This window comes from Burkholderia sp. LAS2, assembly GCF_018417615.1.
GTDB classification, from domain to species: Bacteria; Pseudomonadota; Gammaproteobacteria; order Burkholderiales; family Burkholderiaceae; genus Burkholderia; species Burkholderia sola.
In genome coordinates this window covers 1,608,693-1,629,557 of record NZ_CP071053.1, presented here as the reverse complement: position 1 = coordinate 1,629,557, position 20,865 = coordinate 1,608,693, and the positions used below count along the sequence as shown (strand labels likewise).

18 protein-coding genes are annotated in these 20,865 nt (G+C 67.1%); 6 read left to right on the top strand and 12 right to left on the bottom strand.

Features of this window, described 5'->3' with window-relative positions; genetic code table 11:
- The 5 genes from JYG37_RS27680 to JYG37_RS27660 all read right to left on the bottom strand — a co-directional run bounded on the left by JYG37_RS27680 (window position 1) and on the right by JYG37_RS27660 (window position 5,382).
- Entirely contained in the window at window positions 1–939 is a 939-nt protein-coding gene (locus JYG37_RS27680) for a glycosyltransferase family 2 protein (RefSeq protein WP_124631567.1), read from the bottom strand.
- A 10-nt stretch (window positions 940–949) separates the two neighbouring features.
- Window positions 950–2,545 (bottom strand): DHA2 family efflux MFS transporter permease subunit, encoded by a 1,596-nt coding sequence (locus tag JYG37_RS27675; protein WP_213346225.1) that lies wholly within the window; start codon window positions 2,543–2,545, stop codon window positions 950–952.
- Window positions 2,542–3,825, bottom strand: coding sequence for a glycosyltransferase (locus tag JYG37_RS27670; RefSeq protein ID WP_050012285.1), 1,284 nt, complete (start codon window positions 3,823–3,825; stop codon window positions 2,542–2,544). The genes JYG37_RS27675 and JYG37_RS27670 overlap by 4 nt, the downstream gene beginning before the upstream one ends.
- A gap of 17 nt (window positions 3,826–3,842) precedes the next feature.
- Window positions 3,843–4,412 (bottom strand): methyltransferase family protein, encoded by a 570-nt coding sequence (locus JYG37_RS27665; protein ID WP_050012284.1) that lies wholly within the window; start codon window positions 4,410–4,412, stop codon window positions 3,843–3,845.
- A gap of 67 nt (window positions 4,413–4,479) precedes the next feature.
- The gene (locus JYG37_RS27660) at window positions 4,480–5,382 is read right to left on the bottom strand and encodes an alpha/beta fold hydrolase (RefSeq protein WP_050012283.1); all 903 of its coding nucleotides are present in this window, start codon (window positions 5,380–5,382) and stop codon (window positions 4,480–4,482) included.
- 720 nt (window positions 5,383–6,102) lie between these two features.
- On the opposite strand from JYG37_RS27660, the gene betI reads away from it, so the two are divergent.
- From betI to betA, 3 genes are read left to right on the top strand one after another with little or no spacing between them, the layout of a single operon-like run.
- Window positions 6,103–6,687, top strand: a complete 585-nt coding sequence (gene betI, locus JYG37_RS27655) for a transcriptional regulator BetI (RefSeq protein ID WP_050012282.1) — start codon at window positions 6,103–6,105, stop codon at window positions 6,685–6,687.
- Window positions 6,688–6,719: 32 nt separating this feature from the next.
- Complete coding sequence (gene betB / locus JYG37_RS27650; RefSeq protein ID WP_050012281.1) at window positions 6,720–8,189, top strand: betaine-aldehyde dehydrogenase; 1,470 nt, start codon at window positions 6,720–6,722, stop codon at window positions 8,187–8,189.
- A 16-nt stretch (window positions 8,190–8,205) separates the two neighbouring features.
- On the top strand, window positions 8,206–9,906 hold the full coding sequence (betA, locus tag JYG37_RS27645) for a choline dehydrogenase (RefSeq protein WP_124680256.1): 1,701 nt from the start codon (window positions 8,206–8,208) through the stop codon (window positions 9,904–9,906).
- A gap of 74 nt (window positions 9,907–9,980) precedes the next feature.
- Here betA and JYG37_RS27640 read toward each other — a convergent pair whose 3' ends face one another.
- The 6 genes from JYG37_RS27640 to JYG37_RS27615 form a co-directional block, all read right to left on the bottom strand.
- Window positions 9,981–11,084, bottom strand: coding sequence for a hypothetical protein (locus tag JYG37_RS27640; protein WP_050012279.1), 1,104 nt, complete (start codon window positions 11,082–11,084; stop codon window positions 9,981–9,983).
- A 240-nt stretch (window positions 11,085–11,324) separates the two neighbouring features.
- On the bottom strand, window positions 11,325–11,828 hold the full coding sequence (locus JYG37_RS27635; protein ID WP_050012278.1) for a PraA/PraB family alkane oxidation protein activator: 504 nt from the start codon (window positions 11,826–11,828) through the stop codon (window positions 11,325–11,327).
- A 121-nt stretch (window positions 11,829–11,949) separates the two neighbouring features.
- Window positions 11,950–12,774 carry an OmpW/AlkL family protein gene (locus tag JYG37_RS27630; protein ID WP_050012277.1) on the bottom strand — a complete coding sequence of 275 codons (825 nt, stop codon included), beginning with the start codon at window positions 12,772–12,774 and terminating at the stop codon, window positions 11,950–11,952.
- Between the two features lie 73 nt (window positions 12,775–12,847).
- Window positions 12,848–14,101: a DUF2957 domain-containing protein gene (locus JYG37_RS27625; protein ID WP_124555524.1), complete on the bottom strand. Its 1,254-nt coding sequence runs from the start codon at window positions 14,099–14,101 to the stop codon at window positions 12,848–12,850.
- A gap of 71 nt (window positions 14,102–14,172) precedes the next feature.
- Window positions 14,173–15,777: a DUF2957 domain-containing protein gene (locus JYG37_RS27620; protein ID WP_050012275.1), complete on the bottom strand. Its 1,605-nt coding sequence runs from the start codon at window positions 15,775–15,777 to the stop codon at window positions 14,173–14,175.
- A 639-nt stretch (window positions 15,778–16,416) separates the two neighbouring features.
- Window positions 16,417–16,713: a cupin domain-containing protein gene (locus JYG37_RS27615; RefSeq protein ID WP_050012274.1), complete on the bottom strand. Its 297-nt coding sequence runs from the start codon at window positions 16,711–16,713 to the stop codon at window positions 16,417–16,419.
- A gap of 424 nt (window positions 16,714–17,137) precedes the next feature.
- Between JYG37_RS27615 and JYG37_RS27610 the strand changes: the two genes are divergently transcribed.
- The 3 genes from JYG37_RS27610 (at window position 17,138) to JYG37_RS27600 (ending at window position 20,433) form a co-directional block, all read left to right on the top strand.
- Window positions 17,138–18,082 (top strand): ABC transporter ATP-binding protein, encoded by a 945-nt coding sequence (locus JYG37_RS27610; protein WP_050012273.1) that lies wholly within the window; start codon window positions 17,138–17,140, stop codon window positions 18,080–18,082.
- Window positions 18,083–18,085: 3 nt separating this feature from the next.
- On the top strand, window positions 18,086–18,847 hold the full coding sequence (locus JYG37_RS27605; protein ID WP_050012272.1) for an ABC transporter permease: 762 nt from the start codon (window positions 18,086–18,088) through the stop codon (window positions 18,845–18,847).
- A gap of 161 nt (window positions 18,848–19,008) precedes the next feature.
- On the top strand, window positions 19,009–20,433 hold the full coding sequence (locus JYG37_RS27600; protein WP_124631572.1) for an MFS transporter: 1,425 nt from the start codon (window positions 19,009–19,011) through the stop codon (window positions 20,431–20,433).
- A 191-nt stretch (window positions 20,434–20,624) separates the two neighbouring features.
- On the opposite strand, the gene JYG37_RS27595 is transcribed toward JYG37_RS27600, so the two are convergent.
- Window positions 20,625–20,855, bottom strand: a complete 231-nt coding sequence (locus tag JYG37_RS27595; RefSeq protein WP_050012270.1) for a hypothetical protein — start codon at window positions 20,853–20,855, stop codon at window positions 20,625–20,627.
- Window positions 20,856–20,865: the final 10 nt, after the last annotated feature.

Sequence of the window (20,865 nt, the reverse complement as noted above, 5' to 3'; positions counted from 1 at the left end):
TCACCCCTGCCGAACGCGCTGCGCCCGCGCAGCCAGACGCGGCCGCGTGCGCTCGAGCGGGCCGAGCCGGCCGAACAGGCCGTCCGCGACGCCGAACAGGATGCCGGCCAGCTTCGCGCGCTTGTCGCGCTCGACCAGCGCGATCTGCACGACCTGCCACAGGGTCAGCAGGTTCGGCACGAGCGCCACCGGAAAACGCAGCCCGTACTGCATCCCGAGCTGCACCGCATTGCGCGCGCTGTAGTAGCGCCGTTGCCACGAGTGATTCATCGACGTCATTTCAAAAGGGCCGATCGCGTGCCGCTGCTTTGCGCCGATCCGATGCGTCAGCACCAGCGACGGCACGACATAGAGCGGCACGTTGCGCGACAGCGCGCGGAAGCTGTATTCGGTATCGACGTGATCGATGAACAACGTTTCGTCGAAACGGCCGAGCACGTCGAACGCGTCGCGCGACACGACGCAGCCCGACGAAATCAGGAACGCGCAGCGCTGCATCGGCGTGCCCGGGTCGATGTGCAGGCGGCGCACGCCGATGCCGTTCGTCGCGAGTTCGGGCAGGAAGCTGCGTGCGTTCTCGTCGAAGATGCGCGGGCCGGCCAGGAACGCACGCCCGGCAAGCCCCGCGCAGACGTCGCGCATCGTCGGAAAATAGGCAGCCGGCACCGACGAATCCTGGTCGAACAGCGCGACCGCGTCGATGCGGTCGCGAAACAGCGCCGCGAGCCCCGCGTTGTACGCGCCCGCGATGCCGCCGCGATTGCCGTGATGCAGCAGCGCGATGCCTTCGCGTGTGCACAGTTCACGGGCCCGCGCATCGGGCTGCGGCGTGTTGTCGACGACGAGCAGCACGTCGCACGCGTGCCGCCATCCGCGCAACGCGTCGAGCTGCGCGTCGCTCGGGTGATACAGGATCACGAGTGCGCCGAGTGTCGTCATGGTCTGCTCCTCAATGTCCGAACGATGCGGCCGCGCCGCGTTTCGGCCGCGTCAGCCACATCATCGCGGCGAGTGCGACACACGTCATGCTCGCCATCCAGAACATGTCGTTGGTCGCCATCATGTAGGCCTGCTGCATCACGACGTGATGCAGCGTCGTCAGCTCGCGCACGCCGTCCACGCCCATCGCGTTCAGCGCATGCACGAAGCGTTGCGTGTTCGCCGACGCGTGCGTGACCGATTGCGACACGACGTCGTAGTGATAGGTCGCGCGGTTGTCCCACAGCGTCACGCTCATCGCGGTGCCGAACGCGGCCGACAGCGTGCGCAGGAAATTCGACAGACTCGACGCGGCGGCGAGCCGGTCGTCCGGAATGCGCGACAGCGTCGCGGCGGTCAGCGGAATGAAGAAGCACGGCAGCCCGATCCCCTGGATCAGCCCGGGTGCGGCGATCTGCGCGAACGTCATCTTCAGCGTGAAATGGGCGTCCCAGGCGAGCACGGCCGCGAACACGAGGAAGCCGAACGTCGCGAGCACGCGCGCGTCGAAGCGGTGCGCATGCAGCCCGACGAGGATCGAGAACACGAGCGCGAGCACGCCGAGCGACGCGGTCGCGAGCCCCGCATGAAACGCGTTGTAGCCCATCACGGCCTGCATCCACAGCGGGAACACCACGCCGACCACGGAGAAGCTCATCATCCCGAGCGAGATGATCAGCACGCAGAACGAGAACGTGCGGTCGCGAAACAGGCTCAGATCGACCACCGGATGCGCTTCGCCTGCTTCCCAGATCAGCAGCGACACGATCGCGAGCGCCGCGACCACCGCGAGCGTGACGATCAGCGGCGAATCGAACCAGCCGCGGTCGTGGCCGAGATCGAGCATCGCCTGCAGCGAGCCGACGCCGATCACGAGCAGCACGATGCCCGGCACGTCGATCGGACCGGCCGCGCCGCGCTGCGCGTCGGGGCGCAGCATCGCGGTGCACACCGCGAACGAGAACAGCCCGATCGGCAAATTGATCAGGAAGATCCACGGCCACGAGAAGTTGTCGACGATCCACCCGCCGACCACCGGCCCGAAGATCGGCGCGAGCAGCACCGTCATCGCCCACAGCGCGAGCGCGATCGTGCGTTGGGTTGGAGGAAAGGTGCGCAGCAGGATCGTCTGCGACAGCGGCACCATCGGCCCCGAGCACAACCCCTGCAGCGCGCGGCAGATCACGAGCACGTGCAGGTCGCGCGCGAGCCCGCACAGCAGCGACGTCAGCGTAAACAGCAGCACCGCGCCGACGAACAGCCGCAACTCGCCGACGCGGCGCGCAAGCCAGCCGGTGAGCGGCACCGCGATCGCGGCCGCGACCGAATACGAGCTGATCACCCACGTGCCCTGGCTGTTCGACACGCCGAGACTGCCGGAGATCGCCGGCACCGCGACGTTGGTCACGGTCGAGTCGAGCACTTCGATGAAGGTCGCGAGCGACAGCGCGAACGTCAGCAGCGCGAGCCGGATGCCGCGCATCGGCTGCGCGGCGGGCACCGGCGCCGACACGTCGAGCGCGGACGGCGCGACGGGCCCGTCGTGCAGCGGCGATGCGGTGCTCATGTGCCGGCCACCGCGACATCGGCCCGCGCGGCCACCCGCCCGCGCTTCGGCACGAAGCGTTCGATGAAATCGGCGGCCGCGCCGCAGCCGTCCGGCGCGGCCGCGAGCAGCGCACGCGTACGCGCCGCATGCACCGCGAACGCGGGTTCGTCGAGCACGCGCGCGAGCGCCGCGCCGAGCCGCGCGCCGTCGAGCGGCCCGTCGACCCGCACGCCGCAACCGTTCGCGACGACGCGTTGCGCGTTGTCGAACTGATCGTGCGCGAACGGCGTGACGACCTGCACGATCCCGGCTTCGCACGCGAGCGCCGCCGTGCCGATGCCGCCGTGATGCACGAGCGCGCGGCAACGCGGCAGCAGCGTGCGCATCGGCACGAAGCGGCGCACGAGCAGCCGGTCGCCATCCTGCGCCGCATCGTGCGGCGTCAGCAGGATGCCGCGCGCGCCGGTCGCGCGCAGCGCGTCCGCCACCGCACGCGCATACGCCGCGTGATCGACGAGGGTCGAACCGGCCGTGAACACGACCGGGGCTTCGCCTGCCGCGAGAAACGCATCGAGTGCCCCATCATCGTCGGAGGTCGAAATATCGTTGAACAGCGGAAAACCGCTTTGCAGATGGTTCGACGGCCAGTCCGGCTGCGGCGGCGCGAACCACTGGGGAAACAGGCACAGCACGCCGTCGGTCGAATGCAGCCAGCGGCCGAGCACGCGCCGCGCGGGCGCGAGCCCGAGTTCGCGGCGCACCGCGTCGAGCGCCGGGCCGCACACGCGGTCAAGCACCTGCCGCTCGATCAGCGTCATCAGCGCCGACTTCACCGGCAACGGCCAGCGCGCCGGAATCGTCAGGCGCGGATGAGTCGGCGGCGCATGCGCGGACAGCAGCGTCGACGGCGATACCTGCACCGACACGTACGGCGTGCCGTGCAATTCCTGCATGAAGCGCGCGGAGAACGCCCATAGCGTGCCGACCAGCACCGTGTCGGCATCGGTCAGCGCGCGCAGCGCGTCGTAATGCGGGCGCAGCGTCGGCGCGATCACCTGCCACAGCGTGCGGAACGACGTACGCGGATCCCACAGCGCGGGGTTCGCCATCGCCGCGTCGTAGTCGGCCGCGGTGCCGACCGGCACGAACGCGAACCCGCAGCGGCGCACGGCCGCCTCGAACGGCGCGTGCGTGCAGAACACGACGTCGTGACCGCGCGCGGCGAGCGTGCGCGCGACGCCGAGCAACGGATGCACGTCGCCCGCCGAACCGATCGCGGTCACGATCATCTTCGCCATCGCGCGCCTCGCGGGGGTCAGTAGAAGCCGGGGATCAGCGCCGCGACCTCGCGGCGGTACTGCGCATAGGCCGGCCCGAAATACCCGGTCAGCCAGCTCTCCTCGACGCGCACCTTGTACGCGAGCGACGCGAACACGAGCAGCACGCCGAGCGCGCCGCGCCATTCGCCGCCGATCAGCGCGGCGCCGACCAGCGCGATCAGGCAGCCGGTGTAGATCGGGTGACGTACGAACGCATACGGCCCCGTGCGCACGAGTTCGTGGTCTTCCTTCAGCGTGACCGACACGCTCCAGTTCGTGCCGAGATGCAGCCGCGCCCATACCGAGAACAGCAGGCCGGCCACCAGCACCGCGAGCCCGCACTGCGCCTGCAGGCCGAAGCGCTGCCAGTCGGGCGCGAGCGCCTGCCACGACGGATCGGGCAGGATGATCAGCGCGCCGCCGACGATCAGCGGAATCGACTGGAGCGTGCGCGAGCGCGATGCCTCCTTGCGTACGGTCGTCTTGACGCGCTGCGACGTGGCGATCCAGTAAGCGAGCCACGCGGCCCACGGAACGACGATGGCGATGGTCTGAACGATATTCACGGCTGGCCTGCCTCGTTGGGATGGGAATTCGGATGCGCGGGACGTGCCCGCTGCTCGACGGACGGCGTCACGACGACAGCGCGTGCATCGGCGCGGGCACGCATGCGTGCGCGGCGGCACGTGCGATGCCGGCCGCGGCGGGCGCTTCGCCGCAGAAGAAATCGAGCAGCGCGGTACGGGTGGCTTCGCGCTGCGCGCGGCCTTCGATGTCGAGGAAATGGCCTGCGTCGGGCACCGTCGCGAACCGTGCGCGCGCCACATGCGCGCCAAGCTGCCGCACGTCGGCCGGCGTCGTGTATTCATCGCGCTCGCCGTTCAGGAACAGCAGTTCGCAGCCGATGTTCGAGAACTCGCTGAAGTAGCGCTCGGGCTGCAGCGACAGGATCTGGTCGACGTGGAACGCGACCTGGTCCTGCTCGTCGCGCGGCAGGCGCGTGAGATAGCGGTAGTTGTACAGCTTCATGATGCGCGGCAGATAGCGGCCGACCGTGTCGTTCAGCAGCTGCGCGGCCTTCAGGTTCTCGCCGGCCGCGATGTGGTCGCGGGCCCGCGTCACGTAGTCGATCATCGCGTCGTTCAGGAACGGCGAGAACGAACAGATCGCCGCGCGCCGCACGCTCGGGCAGCCGCGCGCGAGCGCGAACAGCGACGCGACGCCGCCCCACGACACCGACACGAGGAACGCCGGCGCGAAGTGTTCGACCAGGTACTGGAGGATCGCGGCTTCGTCGTCCTTGGTCAGGATCGAGCAGCCGGGGTTGTGCTGGCGCGACTGCCCCGCATACGGCAGGTCGAAGCAGATCGTGTTGATCCGCTCGCCGAGATACTGGACGGTCTGGCCGAACGACGCGGTCGTCGCGAGCGCGCCGTTGACGAGCATCGCCGTGTCGAAGGCCGGATCGAACACGTTCCGTTCGACATAAACCTTCAGACCATTCGGCAGCGGGACCACGTGTTTTTCGGTCGGCATCGTCGTTCTCCGGTGAATGCGGCGTCTCGACGTCGCGGCATGCTGCAGCTGCGCAATGGCTGACGTCGGGCCCGTGCGCGATCGATGGACGCGCCGATTGCCGACGCACCGCGGCAATTGCCGGCGGCGCCATTCATTCCTCGTGGTGCGGCGCCATACTAATACGGTCGATATTGCTCACTCAAGTCATTCCAAAAATCCCTCTACTCGGCCCGGAAATCCGCCAGATTCAAATTTATTTGTCGATTTCTATGGTATGCAGAATCTCAAAAAAGACGATGGCAATCGTTTGCGAGCAATCCTCCTCAGCGTTAAAAAAAAACATACTTATTCATTAATATCAATGAGTTATGAAGTTTAAATCGGCGGATTAAAACGGTTTCCGCAAAACCACCCACCTTCACCATCCGATTTTACGATTTCATATCGTGAATAATTTTTCAGATTTCGACATTCTTTCCATTTGTAATGAAATCGAGCATGGAAACGGTCCTCCGAATTGCATCATGTTTTCACGAATCGTTTTAAACAGATTCAAACTTAATTAACCTTCTTTCAACTCGTTTTTCCGCACCTGCACACGGCTCCGGCGGCGGCGATCCTTCCCGTTTGGAACGCAGCCCGCCGTTCGGCCCCGATTTTTTGTTGATTGAACGATCAATAAAAAACCGCTAAGCTCTCGACTTCCATGGACGGCCCGCCCGGGCGAAGGGAGTCGCGATGCCAAAAGTCGGAATGCGGGAGATACGCCGCGCGCAGTTGATCGACGCCACGCTGCGCTCGATCGACGAAGCGGGCCTGCCCGGCACGACGCTCGCATCGGTCGCGCAACGCGCGAACATCTCGACGGGCATCGTCAGCCATTACTTCGGCGACAAGGACGGCCTGCTCGAAGCGACGATGCGGCACGTACTGCGCGACCTGTGGTCGGCCACCACGCGCCGCCGCGTCGCCGCACGAAAAGACCCGCGTTCGCGGTTGCGCGCGGTCGTCGCCGCGAACTTCGACGTCACGCAGGTCAGCGCGCCCGTGATGAAGACGTGGCTCGCGTTCTGGTCGCAGAGCATGCACGACCCGATGCTCAAGCGCCTGCAGCACGTGAACACGCGGCGCCTGCATTCGAACCTGTGCGCCGAATTCGCGAAGGCGTTGCCGCTCGCGAAGGCGCGCGAAGCCGCCAGCGGCCTCGCCGCGCTGATCGACGGCCTGTGGCTGCGCGGCGCACTCGCCGGCGGCCCGATCGACACCCGAGCTGCTTTGAAGCTCGCCCACGATTACATCGACCTGCTGCTCGCGTCCGACTGACGCGCGATGCAGTCGCCCTCAAGGAGATCCTCATGTCCGTATACGGTTTGCAGCGCCTCTACATCGGCGGCGGTTACGTCGACGCCACCAGCGGCAAGACTTTCGACACCTTCGATCCGGCCACCGGCGAACTGCTTGCGCAGGTGCAGCAGGCGAGCGCGGCCGACGTCGACCGCGCCGTTGCGTCCGCGCAGGAAGGCCAGCGCGAATGGGCCGCGATGACCGCGATGCAGCGCTCGCGCATCCTGCGTCGCGCGGTCGACCTGCTGCGCGAGCGCAACGACGAACTCGCAGCGATCGAAACGCGCGACACCGGCAAGCCGATCGGCGAGACGCTCGCGGTCGACATCGTCACCGGCGCGGACGTGATCGAGTACTACGCGGGCCTCGCGACTGCGATCGAAGGGCTGCAGGTGCCGCTGCGTGCCGAGTCGTTCGTCTACACGCGCCGCGAGCCGCTCGGCGTGTGCGCGGGCATCGGCGCGTGGAACTACCCGATCCAGATCGCGTGCTGGAAGACCGCGCCCGCACTCGCGGCCGGCAACGCGATGGTGTTCAAGCCGAGCGAAGTCACGCCGCTGACCGCGCTCAAGCTCGCGGAAATCTATACGGAAGCCGGCGTGCCGGCCGGCGTGTTCAACGTCGTGCAGGGCGACGGCTCGGTCGGCGCGCTGCTCACCGGCCATCCGGACATCGCGAAGGTGTCGTTCACCGGCGGCGTCGAAACCGGCAAGAAGGTGATGTCGCTCGCCGGCGCGTCGTCGCTGAAGGAAGTGACGATGGAACTCGGCGGCAAGTCGCCGCTGATCGTGTTCGACGATGCGGATCTCGATCGCGCGGCCGACATCGCGGTCACCGCCAACTTCTTCAGCTCGGGCCAGGTCTGCACGAACGGCACGCGCGTGTTCGTGCACCGCTCGATCAAGGACATGTTCACGCAGAAGGTGCTCGAACGCGTGAAGCGCATCCGCGTCGGCAAGCCGACCGATGCCGACACCAACTTCGGCCCGCTCGTCTCCGCCGCGCAACTCGACAAGGTGCTCGGCTTCATCGAGAGCGGCAAGGCCGAAGGCGCGAAGCTGCTCGCGGGCGGCACGCGCCTGACCGACGGCCACTTCGCGAACGGTCAGTACGTCGCGCCGACCGTGTTCGGCGATTGCCGCGACGACATGAAGATCGTGCGCGAGGAAATCTTCGGGCCGGTGATGAGCATCCTCGATTTCGAATCGGAGGACGAAGTGATCGCGCGTGCGAACGACACGCACTACGGGCTCGCGGCCGGCGTCGTGACCGAGAACCTGTCGCGCGCGCACCGCACGATCCATCGCCTCGAAGCCGGCATCTGCTGGATCAACACGTGGGGCGAATCGCCGGCCGAAATGCCGGTTGGCGGATACAAGCAATCCGGTGTCGGGCGCGAGAACGGCATCACGACGCTCGAGCACTACACTCGAATCAAGTCGGTGCAGGTCGAGCTCGGCCGCTACAACCCGGTGTTCTAAGACAAGGAGATCCGTCATGACGACACGCGAATACGATTACATCATCTGCGGCGCGGGTTCCGCGGGCAACGTGCTCGCAACACGCCTGACGGAAGATCCGGACGTCACGGTGCTGCTGCTCGAAGCGGGCGGTCCCGACTACCGCTTCGACTTCCGCACGCAGATGCCGGCCGCCCTCGCCTATCCGCTGCAGGGCCGCCGCTACAACTGGGCGTACGAAACCGATCCCGAGCCGCACATGGACAACCGCCGGATGGAGTGCGGGCGCGGCAAGGGGCTCGGCGGCTCGTCGCTGATCAACGGGATGTGCTACATCCGCGGCAACGCGCTCGACTACGACAACTGGTCGACGCACAAGGGCCTCGAGAACTGGACGTATCTCGACTGCCTGCCGTACTTCAAGAAAGCCGAGACGCGCGACGTCGGCCCGAACGACTATCACGGCGGCAGCGGCCCCGTGTCGGTCACGACCAGCAAGCCGGGCGCGAACCCGCTGTTCGAGGCGATGGTCGACGCGGGCGTGCAGGCCGGCTATCCGCGCACCGACGACCTGAACGGCTATCAGCAGGAAGGCTTCGGCCCGATGGATCGCACCGTCACGCCGAAGGGCCGCCGTGCGAGCACCGCGCGCGGCTACCTCGACCAGGCGAAGGTGCGGCCGAACCTCGAGATCGTCACGCACGCGCTCGCCGATCGCATCCTGTTCGACGGCAAGCGCGCGTCGGGCGTCACGTACCTGCGCGGCAGCGAGCGCGCGACCGCGCATGCGCGCCGCGAAGTGCTCGTGTGCAGCGGCGCGATCGCGTCGCCGCAACTGCTGCAGCGCTCGGGCGTCGGCCCCGGCGCATGGCTGAAGACACTCGACATTCCGGTCGTGCTAGACCTGCCCGGCGTCGGCCAGAACCTGCAGGACCACCTGGAGATGTACATCCAGTACGAGTGCAAGGAGCCGGTGTCGCTGTACCCGGCGCTCAAGTGGTGGAACCAGCCGAAGATCGGCCTCGAATGGATGCTGAACGGCACGGGCCTCGGCGCGAGCAACCACTTCGAAGCGGGCGGCTTCATCCGCACGCGCGACGACGACCTGTGGCCGAACATCCAGTATCACTTCCTGCCGGTGGCGATCAACTACAACGGCTCGAACGCGATCGAGATGCACGGCTTCCAGGCGCACGTCGGCTCGATGCGCTCGCCGAGCCGCGGCCGCGTGAAGCTGCGCTCGCGCGACCCGAACGACCATCCGAGCATCCTGTTCAACTACATGGCCGAAGCGCTCGACTGGCGCGAGTTCCGCGATGCGATCCGCGCGACGCGCGAGATCATGCGGCAGCCGGCGCTCGATCGCTATCGCGGCCGCGAGCTGAATCCGGGCGCCGATTGCAAGAGCGACAAGGAACTCGACGCGTTCGTGCGCGCCCGCGCGGAAACCGCGTTCCATCCGTCGTGCTCGTGCAAGATGGGTTACGACGACATGGCGGTGGTCGACGAGGAAGGCCGCGTGCACGGGCTCGACGGGCTGCGTGTCGTCGATGCGTCGATCATGCCGATCATCACGACCGGCAACCTGAACGCGCCGACGATCATGATCGCCGAGAAGATCGCCGACAAGATCCGCGGCCGCACGCCGCTCGCGCGTGTCGACGTGCCGTACTTCGTCGCGAACGGCGCACCGGCGCGCAACGTCGCGAAGGCCGTGCGGCAGCCCGAGACGGTCTGACGAAGGCGGCCGCCCGCACCGGGCGCCGCGATACCACTCCTGCGGCGCGCGGCGTTCTCGCCGCGAGCCGCGTTTCATTGGGCCGGCTCGTTTGCGCTGCGCGGCCGGGCAGCCGACACGCTCCGCGTCCGCATCCGCTTGGCGCGGACGATCGGGTTCCAGCGCGACGTCAGGCTCATCGCGTCACGCAGGCGCTCGAACGCGGCATCCTCCGTCGGCCCGAAGCGGCTGACCGCCGGCCACGCGAGCACGTGGTCGACACACGTCTGCCAGATGTCGCCATGAAACCTGCGGCCGATTTCCCGCACCGTATCCGGTGCGGCGATCGCGATGCCCGCCAACAGGTAATAGGCCCAGAAGCTGCCCGCACCGACGAGCCGATCGAGCCGGCACACGGCGAGCGCGGCAAGCAGCCCGTCCGTCGATGCGAGATCGGCGCGATGCGCGCGGATCGCGCGCGCGACGAGATTGTGCTGACCGCCGTACGCCTGAACGGAAACGCCGTGGCCAGCCGCAAGCTCCGCGGAGAACGTCGCGAGCGCAGCCATCTCGTCGATACGCGCGGCGTCGTCGCGCGGGCCACAGGCGCGCAGCACGATCGCGTCGATCACGGCGCCGGGACGGGCCGGCGTTTCCGTGTCCGTTGTCGCGACCGCCGTCGGATTTTCTCTCAGGTTCTTCGCAGGCGGCGTCTCGCGCGGCCCGTCGTGTTCGTTCGCGATGCATGCGCCCGCGTCGTCGCCGCTGCGTTCGACGCCGCCGGCAATCCGTTCGAGCGCGGCCCAGCCGAGTTCGGGATCATCGAATGCGCACGCATCGATCACGCCGTGCGCGGTGTCGAATACGGCACGCGAGCCCGGACAGCAACGTTCGGCCTGCGCGAGTTGCTGCGCGGAAGGCACGTGCGAGCATGCGCCGGGCGAATCGGCCGGATCGCACGCGCAGCCGCTGCCGTCCGTCGCGATCCACGGGACCAGCCGGTGAAGCACGGCCCTCGCTTCGCGGGACAGGCTCGCGCCAGCGCCCACATGTATCGCGTGCGACGGGACGACAACCGGGTCGCCGGCGCAAGCCGCCCCGTCGAGATGTTCGATCAGGTACTGCAGCCACGCGGCCGTGCGCAGCCGGTCGGGCGTCGCGCCACGGGCGTCGCCATACTTTGCTGGATCGGTAAGCATGGGGCGTCCGGGATGGTTCTGGCTAATTGACCTGGTTTTGTTTCAATCGAATCGGGCGGCGCAGTACGCGACGCCGCCCTGCCACGCCGCCCGTGCCGGATCGCGACACGGGCGGTCAACCGGCCGCCGCGCCGATACGCGCGACGGCTCGACCCCGTCGAAGCATCGAAGCCGCGAAAACCCGCCGCGCTTGCCGCACGGCCCTCGCGCGCGGCGGGTTCCGCTTCGATCGCGCGACGCTTACTGCACGTGGAACTTCGGCGACGTCAGCACCGTGCCGCCCACCGTGCAGTCCGGCGTCAGCGTCGCGTTGTTGAATGTCAGCGACGAGTTCGCATCGCTCCACGCCGTCACGACCTTGCTTGGCCCGCACGCGCCGAGCAGCGTAACGTTCACCTTCACGTTGTTGATCGACAGCTGCGTCGTGCTGTCGGCCTGCCCGGTCCACGGCGACGTGCTGCTCGCGCTGCCGCTGATCAGCGAGCACGTCGCGCCGCCCGTGAACGTCGTCGACGTGATGTTGACGATGCCGGTCGACGTGATCGTGCCGTTGAAGGTCGCGGTACAGGCCGCCGTGATCGACCCCTTGCTCAGGTTCGTGAGACCCGATGCGGAGAACGGCTCGCCGTTCGGGTTCATCGGCTGACCGTCCGCGCGCGAAACGGTGACCGCGAAAGCAGGCGCGGCCGAAACCGCGGTGAAAGCCACTGCAGCAACAAGCGATACGATTTTGCGAATGCTCATTTGAACTGCCCCCTCTCTTCACAAATGGCGGCACGCCGCCAGGAACGCGATCTTCCGGCCGGAACCCTCCGGCCAGCCGGTCGCAGGAAGCCGCCGGCACGCGTCATGCGCGCCGGTCGGCTCAGAACTTGTAGGAAATCCCGACGAACGTGATCAACGGGTCGGCCTTCAGTCGCGTGCGCGTGGTCGCGAGCGTCGAACCGTCGGCCGCCTTGATCACCAGCGACGAGTAGGTCTTCAGCGGCATGTACGTCAGCGTCGCCGTGAGCCCCCAGTGCTTGTCGATCGCATAGCTCGCGCCGACGTTGTAGACCGGCGTGAACGACGACGACGCCTTGCCCTCGACCGACGTCGCGCCCGGCTTGCCGGCGCCCGCCGCGAGCACGCTGCCGAGGTTCTCGTTGATGTCCTTCGCGAAGTTGCCGTTCAGTTCGATGTTGCTGAACCAGCTGTAGGCCACGCCGATCCCGACGAACGGACGGAACTTCGCCGTCGGCGAATTGAAGTAGTACTGCAGAATGACCGTCGGGCTCCACTGCCGCGCGTTCTTCACGGCCGGCTGGTTCGCCGACTTGTCCATGTCGACGTTGCCGAGCGCGCCGGCCGGGCCGGGCGGCCTGATCACGCCGTGTCCGGTCAGCGTGAATTCCGGCGGCACGCCGAGCACCGACGTCACCGCGATGTGATCGGTGAAGAAGTGCGTGAGTGTGAGGCCGACCGTGTCGGCGTTGTTGACCGTCAGGCTCGTGCCCGGCGACGTGAACGAACCGGGCAGGCGCAGCGGCCCGTTGATCGGCATGCTTGCAAGATTCGTCGTCAGCCCGTTGGTCGAATCCTGCGGCATGATGTGCAGCCAGCCCAGCGTCGCGACGTTGTCGCCCGCCTGCTGGGCCGATGCGAGCGTCGACACGCCTGCGACGACACCCGCGACAATCAGCTTCTTCATGAAGTCTCCCCCTCATTCTGTCGGGGCGCCGCGCATTCGCGCGCGGCGCCGCCGTGTCTCCATCCACACGCGGTCACTGCACGAACGCGCCGACCGTGAAGTACGGATTGCTCGTATCGGCCATGTCGAGGAACCCGAACACGCCGCCGGTGAACACGAACTTGCCGGTCGCCGGCCCCGACGCCGCGTCCGCGTGCACGGTCGTCACGACGCCCGGCACTGTCTGCGTGTAGTCGAGGTTCAGCGCGCGCGTGAGCGCGGCCTGCGACGCATTGAACGGATCGAGCAGCGTGGCCTGCGCGCCGACGAGCGCGGTCGCGCGGTAGTTGAACGCGCTGTCGACGCCCGTGTACTCGCCGTTCTGCGAGCCCTGGGAGACCGCCGTCTGCGGGCTCAGGAACGAGATGCCCGATTCGTCGTCCGCGCTCGGCGCCCCTTGCGTGAGGTCCGCATTCGCGGCGCCGGTGCGGATGAAGATCGGCACGAGCTGGTTGCGCAGCTTGCCGACGATCAGGATCCCCTTGCCGGCCTTCGCCGGATCGAGCGCCGCGAGCGTCGGCGGAATCTGCGGCTGGTAGTTGAGCGACTGGAATGCCGGCGCATCCGGGCGCAGCGTGAACGGCTGGTTCACGGTCGCGCTCGACGCCAGCGGCTGCCCGCCGTTCTTCTTGCCGAAGTTGTCGGTTTCCGTATAGCTGCCGTCCGCGTTGATCGTCACCTTCTGGTCGAGCGCCACCGGCTGGAAGTTCTGCGACGGCACCTGGTGATAGCCGAGCTGGTTGTACGTGCCGGCGATCTTCGTCAGGTCGGTTTCGAGCGACGAGAAGCTGATGAACGGGTAGTACGGGAATGTCGTCTTCGGGATCTTGCCGACGCCGATCACGCCGTCGAACTGGATCGTCGCGCCGGGGATCGCGCCGCCCAGCACGCCTTCGCCGAGAAACAGCCGCGCGGGCCGGCTCGGGTCGAGGCTCGCGTTCTGCATCCGGAACGTGCACTGGTTCAGCTTCACCGTGGGCAGCCCCGTTTCGTCGGCCAGCGTGCCGTCGACCACGTTCGCGGGCGCGGTGTCGCGCGTCGGCTGCACGGTGCCCGCGGTGGTCGGCACCGGCGACGCGAGGTAGGTCATCCGGTACGTCATCTTCGTCGTGTCGAGCTGCACCTTCACGAGCTCGCCCGACCCGGAGCCTCCGACGAACACCGTGTTGTAGTCGATCGTCTGCGGGCACAGCCGGACCACCGGCGCGGGCGGCGGGTCGCCGTCGCCGCCGCATGCGGCCAGCACGGGTGCGACCGATGCCGCGGCCATCCAATGCTTAAAATTCATAGGAATCCTCTTGAAATTCGATTCACCGGCGGCAGCGCATGCGCCGCCGGTGTGACGTGTTCGATGCCGGGTTACTGGACGAACGCGCCGACTGTGAAGAACGGGTTGACCTGGCTGTTGTTGACGACCATCGCGTAGACATTCCCGGCCGTCACGATCCACCCCGTATCGCCCTTCTTGAAGATCGCCACGTTGCCGGCCGCGCCCTTCGCGTTGAAGTCGCTGTTGGCCGTGACCTTGACCTTGCCGGGCGATGCCTGCGTGTAGTCGAGCCCGAACTGCGCGGTCGGCGACGACGTTTGCGGATCGATGAACGCCGCGGTATTGCCCTGGAACAGCGTCGACGTGTAGTTCGCCGCGATGGTCGACACGGCGGTGCCGTCGCTGCAGTTGCCGGCAGACGGCGTGAAGTAATTGAAAGTCGTGTTGAACGTGCCGGGCAGGTCCGGATGCGGAACGAACGGATTGAAGCTCGGGCCCTGGCCTGCCGCGCTGCCCGACGGCCCGTTGTTGGTCACCACGCCGCATGCGGATGCGCTCGTCGCCCCGATGAACCCGCCCTTCAGCACGTTGGGCGCGACGGCTTTGGCGGGCGCGAGCATCGAGATGCCGACCTCCGCATCGGCCACCGAGCCCAGCGGATTGCCCGGTGCGGCAAACGCATACCCGACGCGGATCACGACCGGCACCAGCGCACCGTTCAGCTTGCCGACGATCATCACGCCGTGCGCCTGGCTCGGTACGAGGATCACGAGCGGCTGTCCCTGGCCTGCCGACGGATAGGCCTGCCCCGATTGCGCATGGCTGACGAATACGTTGTCAGGCGTACCGTCCGCATTCTTGCGCAAGGTCCACGGCGAACCGGTCGTCTGACACGAGTAGTCGCTGCCTTGCGTGATCGTGCAGGAGCCGTCCGCATTGAGCGTCTGGTTCCAGTTCACGACGTCCGGCTGCCAGCCTTGCGGCGTGGTGGTCTGATAGGTGGTGCCGGTCGGCGACAGATGAATGCCGACTTCGTTGTACACGCCGGCCACCTTCGTGAAGTCCGTTTCGGTGTCGGTAAAGCCGATGAACGGATAGAAGTCGAACGTGCGCGACGGCACCGAGCCGAGGAAGAAGCCCGGCGCGAGTTCGATGCCCTGGAACGCGATCGTCGCGCCCGGAATGCCGCCGCCGACCACGCCGTTGCCGACGAACAGCATCGGCGGATCGGCGCGATTGATCGTCACCGAATATGCGCCGTCGCTCGTCGCGCCGCTGTCGAGCACGAACGCGCAACGATTCTGCTCGGCCGTCGGGAGGTTGGTCGGATGATGGAACGCGCCGCTGATCGTCAGGCCCGCGCGCGTGTCGTTGATCTGCCCTGCCGAGGTCGGCACCGACGAGTCGATGAATTGCATCTGGTAAGTCAGCTTCGTCGTGTCGAACTTCACCTTCACGTATTCGCCGCTGCCGGCGCCGCCCGTATACGTCGTCGTGTAATCGAGCGCGTCCGGACACAGCTTCGTCACGACGGGCGGCGTCGTTTCGGCGCCGCTCGGCCCGCATGCGCTGCCCGAGCACTGCGGCACGGTGATCGGCCCCGGATCGTCGCCGCCGCCGCAACCGGCGACGAACGGCAGCACCAGCACCGCGCACGACAGGATCGCCTTCCGCCATTCAGGAATGCAAATCATCAACCCCTCCTTTTCAGGTACGACAAGTCTCGTCCGGCCGGGCTGCATGGCCTGCCGGTTGGTATCGCGCCGCCGCACGAATGCGCGGCGCATGACGCTGCACGCGGGACCGCCGCGAACCGGTCGGGCATAGGCGGCACACGCGGCGGCGGACAAACGCGCTCCCGCGGCGCCGTCATGCGGCACGGCGCCGTCGGAACGATCGAAACGGAAAGTGGCTTGCCTCTACGGCTCGCCGCTACGGCCTGCCGCTACACGGCGAGGTGACGGCGCAGGCATGCGACCTGCGTCGCGCCTGCATTCAGCGAAAAATCGGGAAGCGGCAGTCCCGCCGGCCCGGCGGATAGGCGTCTCATGATGTTGGTCTCCATACGTACGCTTGATTCGTTTTCGTGATGCGTCGTGTGTCGAGACTATGATCGGACCATTCCCGCAAGTAAATGGATGCAGAGTTCCAAACGACGGACGCCGCGCGATCCTAGCGTTTATACGGTATTTAACAGATTTTCAAACGGCCTTCATTTTATTTGCTCAGACAAATAAACGCCGCGTGGAACACGCGTTTGAACGGCCCTGCGAATCCGTGCCGGGCCAAGCCGGCCGGCCTTCCGCGGCCAGCACGCATGCTGCGGCGCACCCTCACACGTCGATGATCGCGAGCGTGCCGTGGCTGCCGGGCAGCACCGCGTGGCGCGTGCCGGCGCGCGCGAGATACATCTGCCCGGCGCCGACCACGACCGTTTCCGCTTCGACCTCGAGCATCAACGTGCCGTCGAGCACCAGCAGCCCCTCGTTGTAGTCGTGCACTTCCGCTTCGTAAGGCTGGGCATCCATGCGCAGCACCTTGATCCGGGCCGGACCCACTTCGCCGACGATCGTGGATTGCCATGCGCAGGCCTGCGCGTTTGCCACGGATTTCAAATCGATCAAAGACATGCGCGCCGCTCCGTATCGCCGGGAAAGGAACGCATTATCGCGAGCGCCACGCGTGTCGTCCCGGTACGGCGCGAGGGCCGGCGGGCGGCACAGTCGGCCAGCCGGCCGGGTGGCCACGCGAGCGCGGGCCGATTGACGGAAAACGACCGGAATTGTTCGCGCCACTCAAATAAAACACCGAATCATTGAGCAATATCACCGCAATCCACCCAAATTCGGCACCGGCACGACCCGGCCTTTCCATCAGAATGCATTTCGATCTGCCGATTGCTAATATGGCGGTCCCGCGATCCCGCACTACCCTGCCGTTCGACATGACGCCCGTTCGCCATGCCGTCCCCGGTCCCGGCCGCTTCGCAGCGGCGGCGGCGCCGGGCACGCGCGGCGCCGGCCGTCGCGCCGGCCGGCCGTGCCATCCGTGAGCATGCAACCGATCCTTTCCGTCTCCGACCTCTCCAAGACTTACGCGTCCGGCTTCCAGGCGCTGAAGCACGTGACCCTCGACATCCGCCCCGGCGAGATCTTCGCGCTGCTCGGGCCGAACGGCGCCGGCAAGACGACGCTGATCGGCTCGATCTGCGGCATCGTCACGCCGACCGAAGGCCGCGTGACGGTCGGCGGCCACGACATCCGCGATCAATACCGCGCGGCCCGCGAAATGATCGGCCTCGTGCCGCAGGAGCTGACCACCGACGCGTTCGAATCCGTCTGGGCCACCGTGTCGTTCAGCCGCGGCCTGTTCGGCAAGGCGCCCGATCCCGCGTACATCGAGAAGACGCTGAAGGCGCTGTCGCTGTGGGACAAGCGCGACAACAAGCTGATGACGCTGTCGGGTGGCATGAAGCGCCGCGTGATGATCGCGAAGGCGCTGTCGCACGAGCCGCGCATCCTGTTCCTCGACGAACCGACGGCCGGCGTCGACGTCGAGCTGCGCCGCGACATGTGGAAGCTCGTCGATTCGCTGCGCGAAAGCGGCGTGACGATCCTGCTGACCACGCACTACATCGAGGAAGCGGAGGAAATGGCCGACCGGATCGGCATCATCCTCGGCGGCGAGCTCGTGCTCGTCGAGGAAAAGCGCGAACTGATGCGCAAGCTCGGCAAGAAACAGCTCACCGTGCAGCTCGAGCAGCCGCTCGCGGACGTGCCGCCCGCGCTCGCGCCGTTCGGGCTCGAACGCGCGGAAGACGGCGCCGCGCTCGTCTATACGTACGACTCGCAGCGCGACGACGCGAGCATCGCGAAGCTGATCAACGCGCTCGGCTCGGCCGGCATCGGCTTTCGCGACCTGCACACGACGCAGAGCTCGCTCGAGGACATTTTCGTCAGCCTGATCGACAACCGCCGCAACGGCGTGCAAGGAGCCTGACGTATGAACTGGCATGGAATCCGCGCGATCTACCGCGCAGAAATGGCTCGCACGCGCCGCACGCTGATGCAGAGCATCATCGCGCCGGTGATCTCGACGTCGCTGTATTTCGTCGTGTTCGGCTCCGCGATCGGCTCACGCATCAGCGACGTGAACGGCATCGGCTACGGGTCGTTCATCGTGCCGGGCCTCGTGATGCTGTCGCTGCTGTCGCAGAGCATCTCGAATGCGTCGTTCGGCATCTACTTCCCGCGCTTCACCGGCACGATCTACGAGATCCTGTCCGCGCCCGTGTCGTATTGGGAGATCGTGATCGCGTACGTCGGCGCGGCCGCGTCGAAGTCGATCCTGCTCGGCGTGATCATCCTCGCCACGGCCGGCCTGTTCGTGCCGCTGCACATCCTGCATCCGGTCTGGATGGTGCTGTTCCTGGTGCTGACGGCTGTCACGTTCAGCCTGTTCGGCTTCGTGATCGGCATCTGGGCCGACAGCTTCGAGAAGCTGCAGCTCGTGCCGCTGCTGATCATCACGCCGCTCACGTTCCTCGGCGGCAGCTTCTACTCGGTCGACATGCTGCCGCCCGCATGGCGCGTCGTCACACTGTTCAATCCGATCGTCTACCTGATCAGCGGCTTTCGCTGGTCGTTCTACGGGATCGCCGACGTGCACGTGTGGATCAGCCTCGCCGCGACCGCGCTGTTCCTCGTGATCCTGCTCGCGATCGTCGCGTGGATGTTCCGCACCGGCTACAAACTGAAGAATTGACGCCGGCGAGCGTCGCGCGCGCCGCCCGACGATGACGCATTTGGGCAAGCAGGCGGCGCTTTTCCTCCGATGCGGCAGTTTGTGGTCGCGTCTACTGAATACGAAGCATCGGGGCCGTCGAGCATGCGCTGCGCGGCCCCTTTTTCATTTCAGAGGACGCCATGCCCACCGCCACCGCTCCCGCCTCCGCCGCCGCCCGGCTCGAACGCCTGCCGTTCTCCGGCTATCACAAGCGCATCTTCTTCATCATCGCGATCGCGTTCTTCTTCGACTCGGTCGATCTCGGCACGATGACGTTCGTGCTCGGCTCGATCCGCAAGGAGTTCGGGCTGTCGACGGCCGCCGCCGGCCTCGTCGCGAGCGCGAGCTTCTTCGGGATGGTGCTTGGCGCGGCCGTGGCCGGCCTGCTCGCCGACCGCTTCGGCCGCCGGCCCGTGTTCCAGTGGAGCATGGTGCTGTGGGGCGCCGCGTCGTACCTGTGCTCGACCGCGCAGAGCGTCGACGCGCTGATCGTCTACCGCGTGCTGCTCGGCATCGGGATGGGGATGGAGTTTCCGGTCGCGCAGACGCTGCTGTCCGAATTCGTGCCGACCGAGAAGCGCGGCCGCCTGATCGCGCTGATGGACGGCTTCTGGCCGCTCGGCTTCATCACGGCCGGCATCGTCGCGTATTTCGTGCTGCCGCAATTCGGCTGGCGCACCGTGTTCGCGCTGCTCGCGATTCCGGCCGTGTTCGTGCTGGTCGTGCGCCGCATCGTGCCGGAATCGCCGCGCTGGCTCGAACATGCGGGCCGGCACGCGCAAGCCGACACGGTGATGCAGACGATCGAGGCGAAGGTGATGCGCTCTGCCGGCGTCACGACGCTGCCGCCGCCGTCGCGGCTCGCCGAGCCGGCCGCCGCGCGCGGCCACGGCGCGCTGCGCGAGATCTGGAGCGGCGTGTACCGCCGCCGCACGGTGATGGTGTGGCTGCTGTGGTTCTTCGCGCTGCTCGGCTTCTACGGCCTCACGTCGTGGCTCGGCGCGCTGCTGCAGCAGGCCGGCTTCGAAGTCACGAAATCGGTGTTCTACACGGTGCTGATCTCGCTCGGCGGCGTGCCGGGCTTCCTGTGCGCCGCGTGGCTCGTCGAGCGTTGGGGCCGCAAGCCGACCTGCATCGCGTCGCTGATCGGCGGCGGCGCGATGGCGTACGCGTACGGCCAGAGCGCGCTGTACGGCGGCAGCACGACGCTGCTGATCGTCACGGGCCTCGCGATGCAGTTCTTCCTGTTCGGGATGTGGGCGGCGCTGTACACGTACACGCCCGAGCTGTACGGCACCGGCGCCCGCGCGACGGGTTCGGGCTTCGCGTCGGCGATCGGCCGGATCGGCTCGCTGATCGGGCCTTACGTGGTCGGCGTGGTGTTGCCGGTGTTCGGCCAGGGCGGCGTGTTCACGCTTGGCGCGCTGTCGTTCATCGCGGCGGCCATCGCCGTGTGGACGCTCGGGATCGAGACGAAGGGGCTCGCGCTGGAGCAACTGGCGGCAGGCGACGACGCGGGCGGCAGCGGCCGGTATCCGGCACCGGCGGCGGACGAGGCGTCCTGATCGCCGGGTGGGTTTTCAGGCCGTTTCGAGCCGAATCCAGGTGCTCCTCGATCTCGACCTCATCCTGCCGATGCACGGCGCGGCGATCGCGCATGACATTCCGCGCGTGCTCGCCGCGCGATCGTCCAGTGCGAGGCCGCCGCCGCGTAAGCCGCGGCGGCGGTCATCCGGCACGCGTACAGCGGCGCCCGTCAGGCGTCGGCGACGACGAACTCTTCGGCCGCCTTGCGCTGGACCGCGGCCATCACGGCCAACTCGCGCTTGCTGCGCGTGTCGCCGGACACGACGCCCGTCGCGTGCTTCGCCTTCGCGCCCAGCGGGAAAAAGACGAACGACGCGCCGGCCGGGGCCGCCGGCTCCGCGCGCAGGCGTTTGTTCAGGATTTTCAGATACTTCTTCTTCGAGACTTCCTTAGCAGCCATGGCGCCCTCC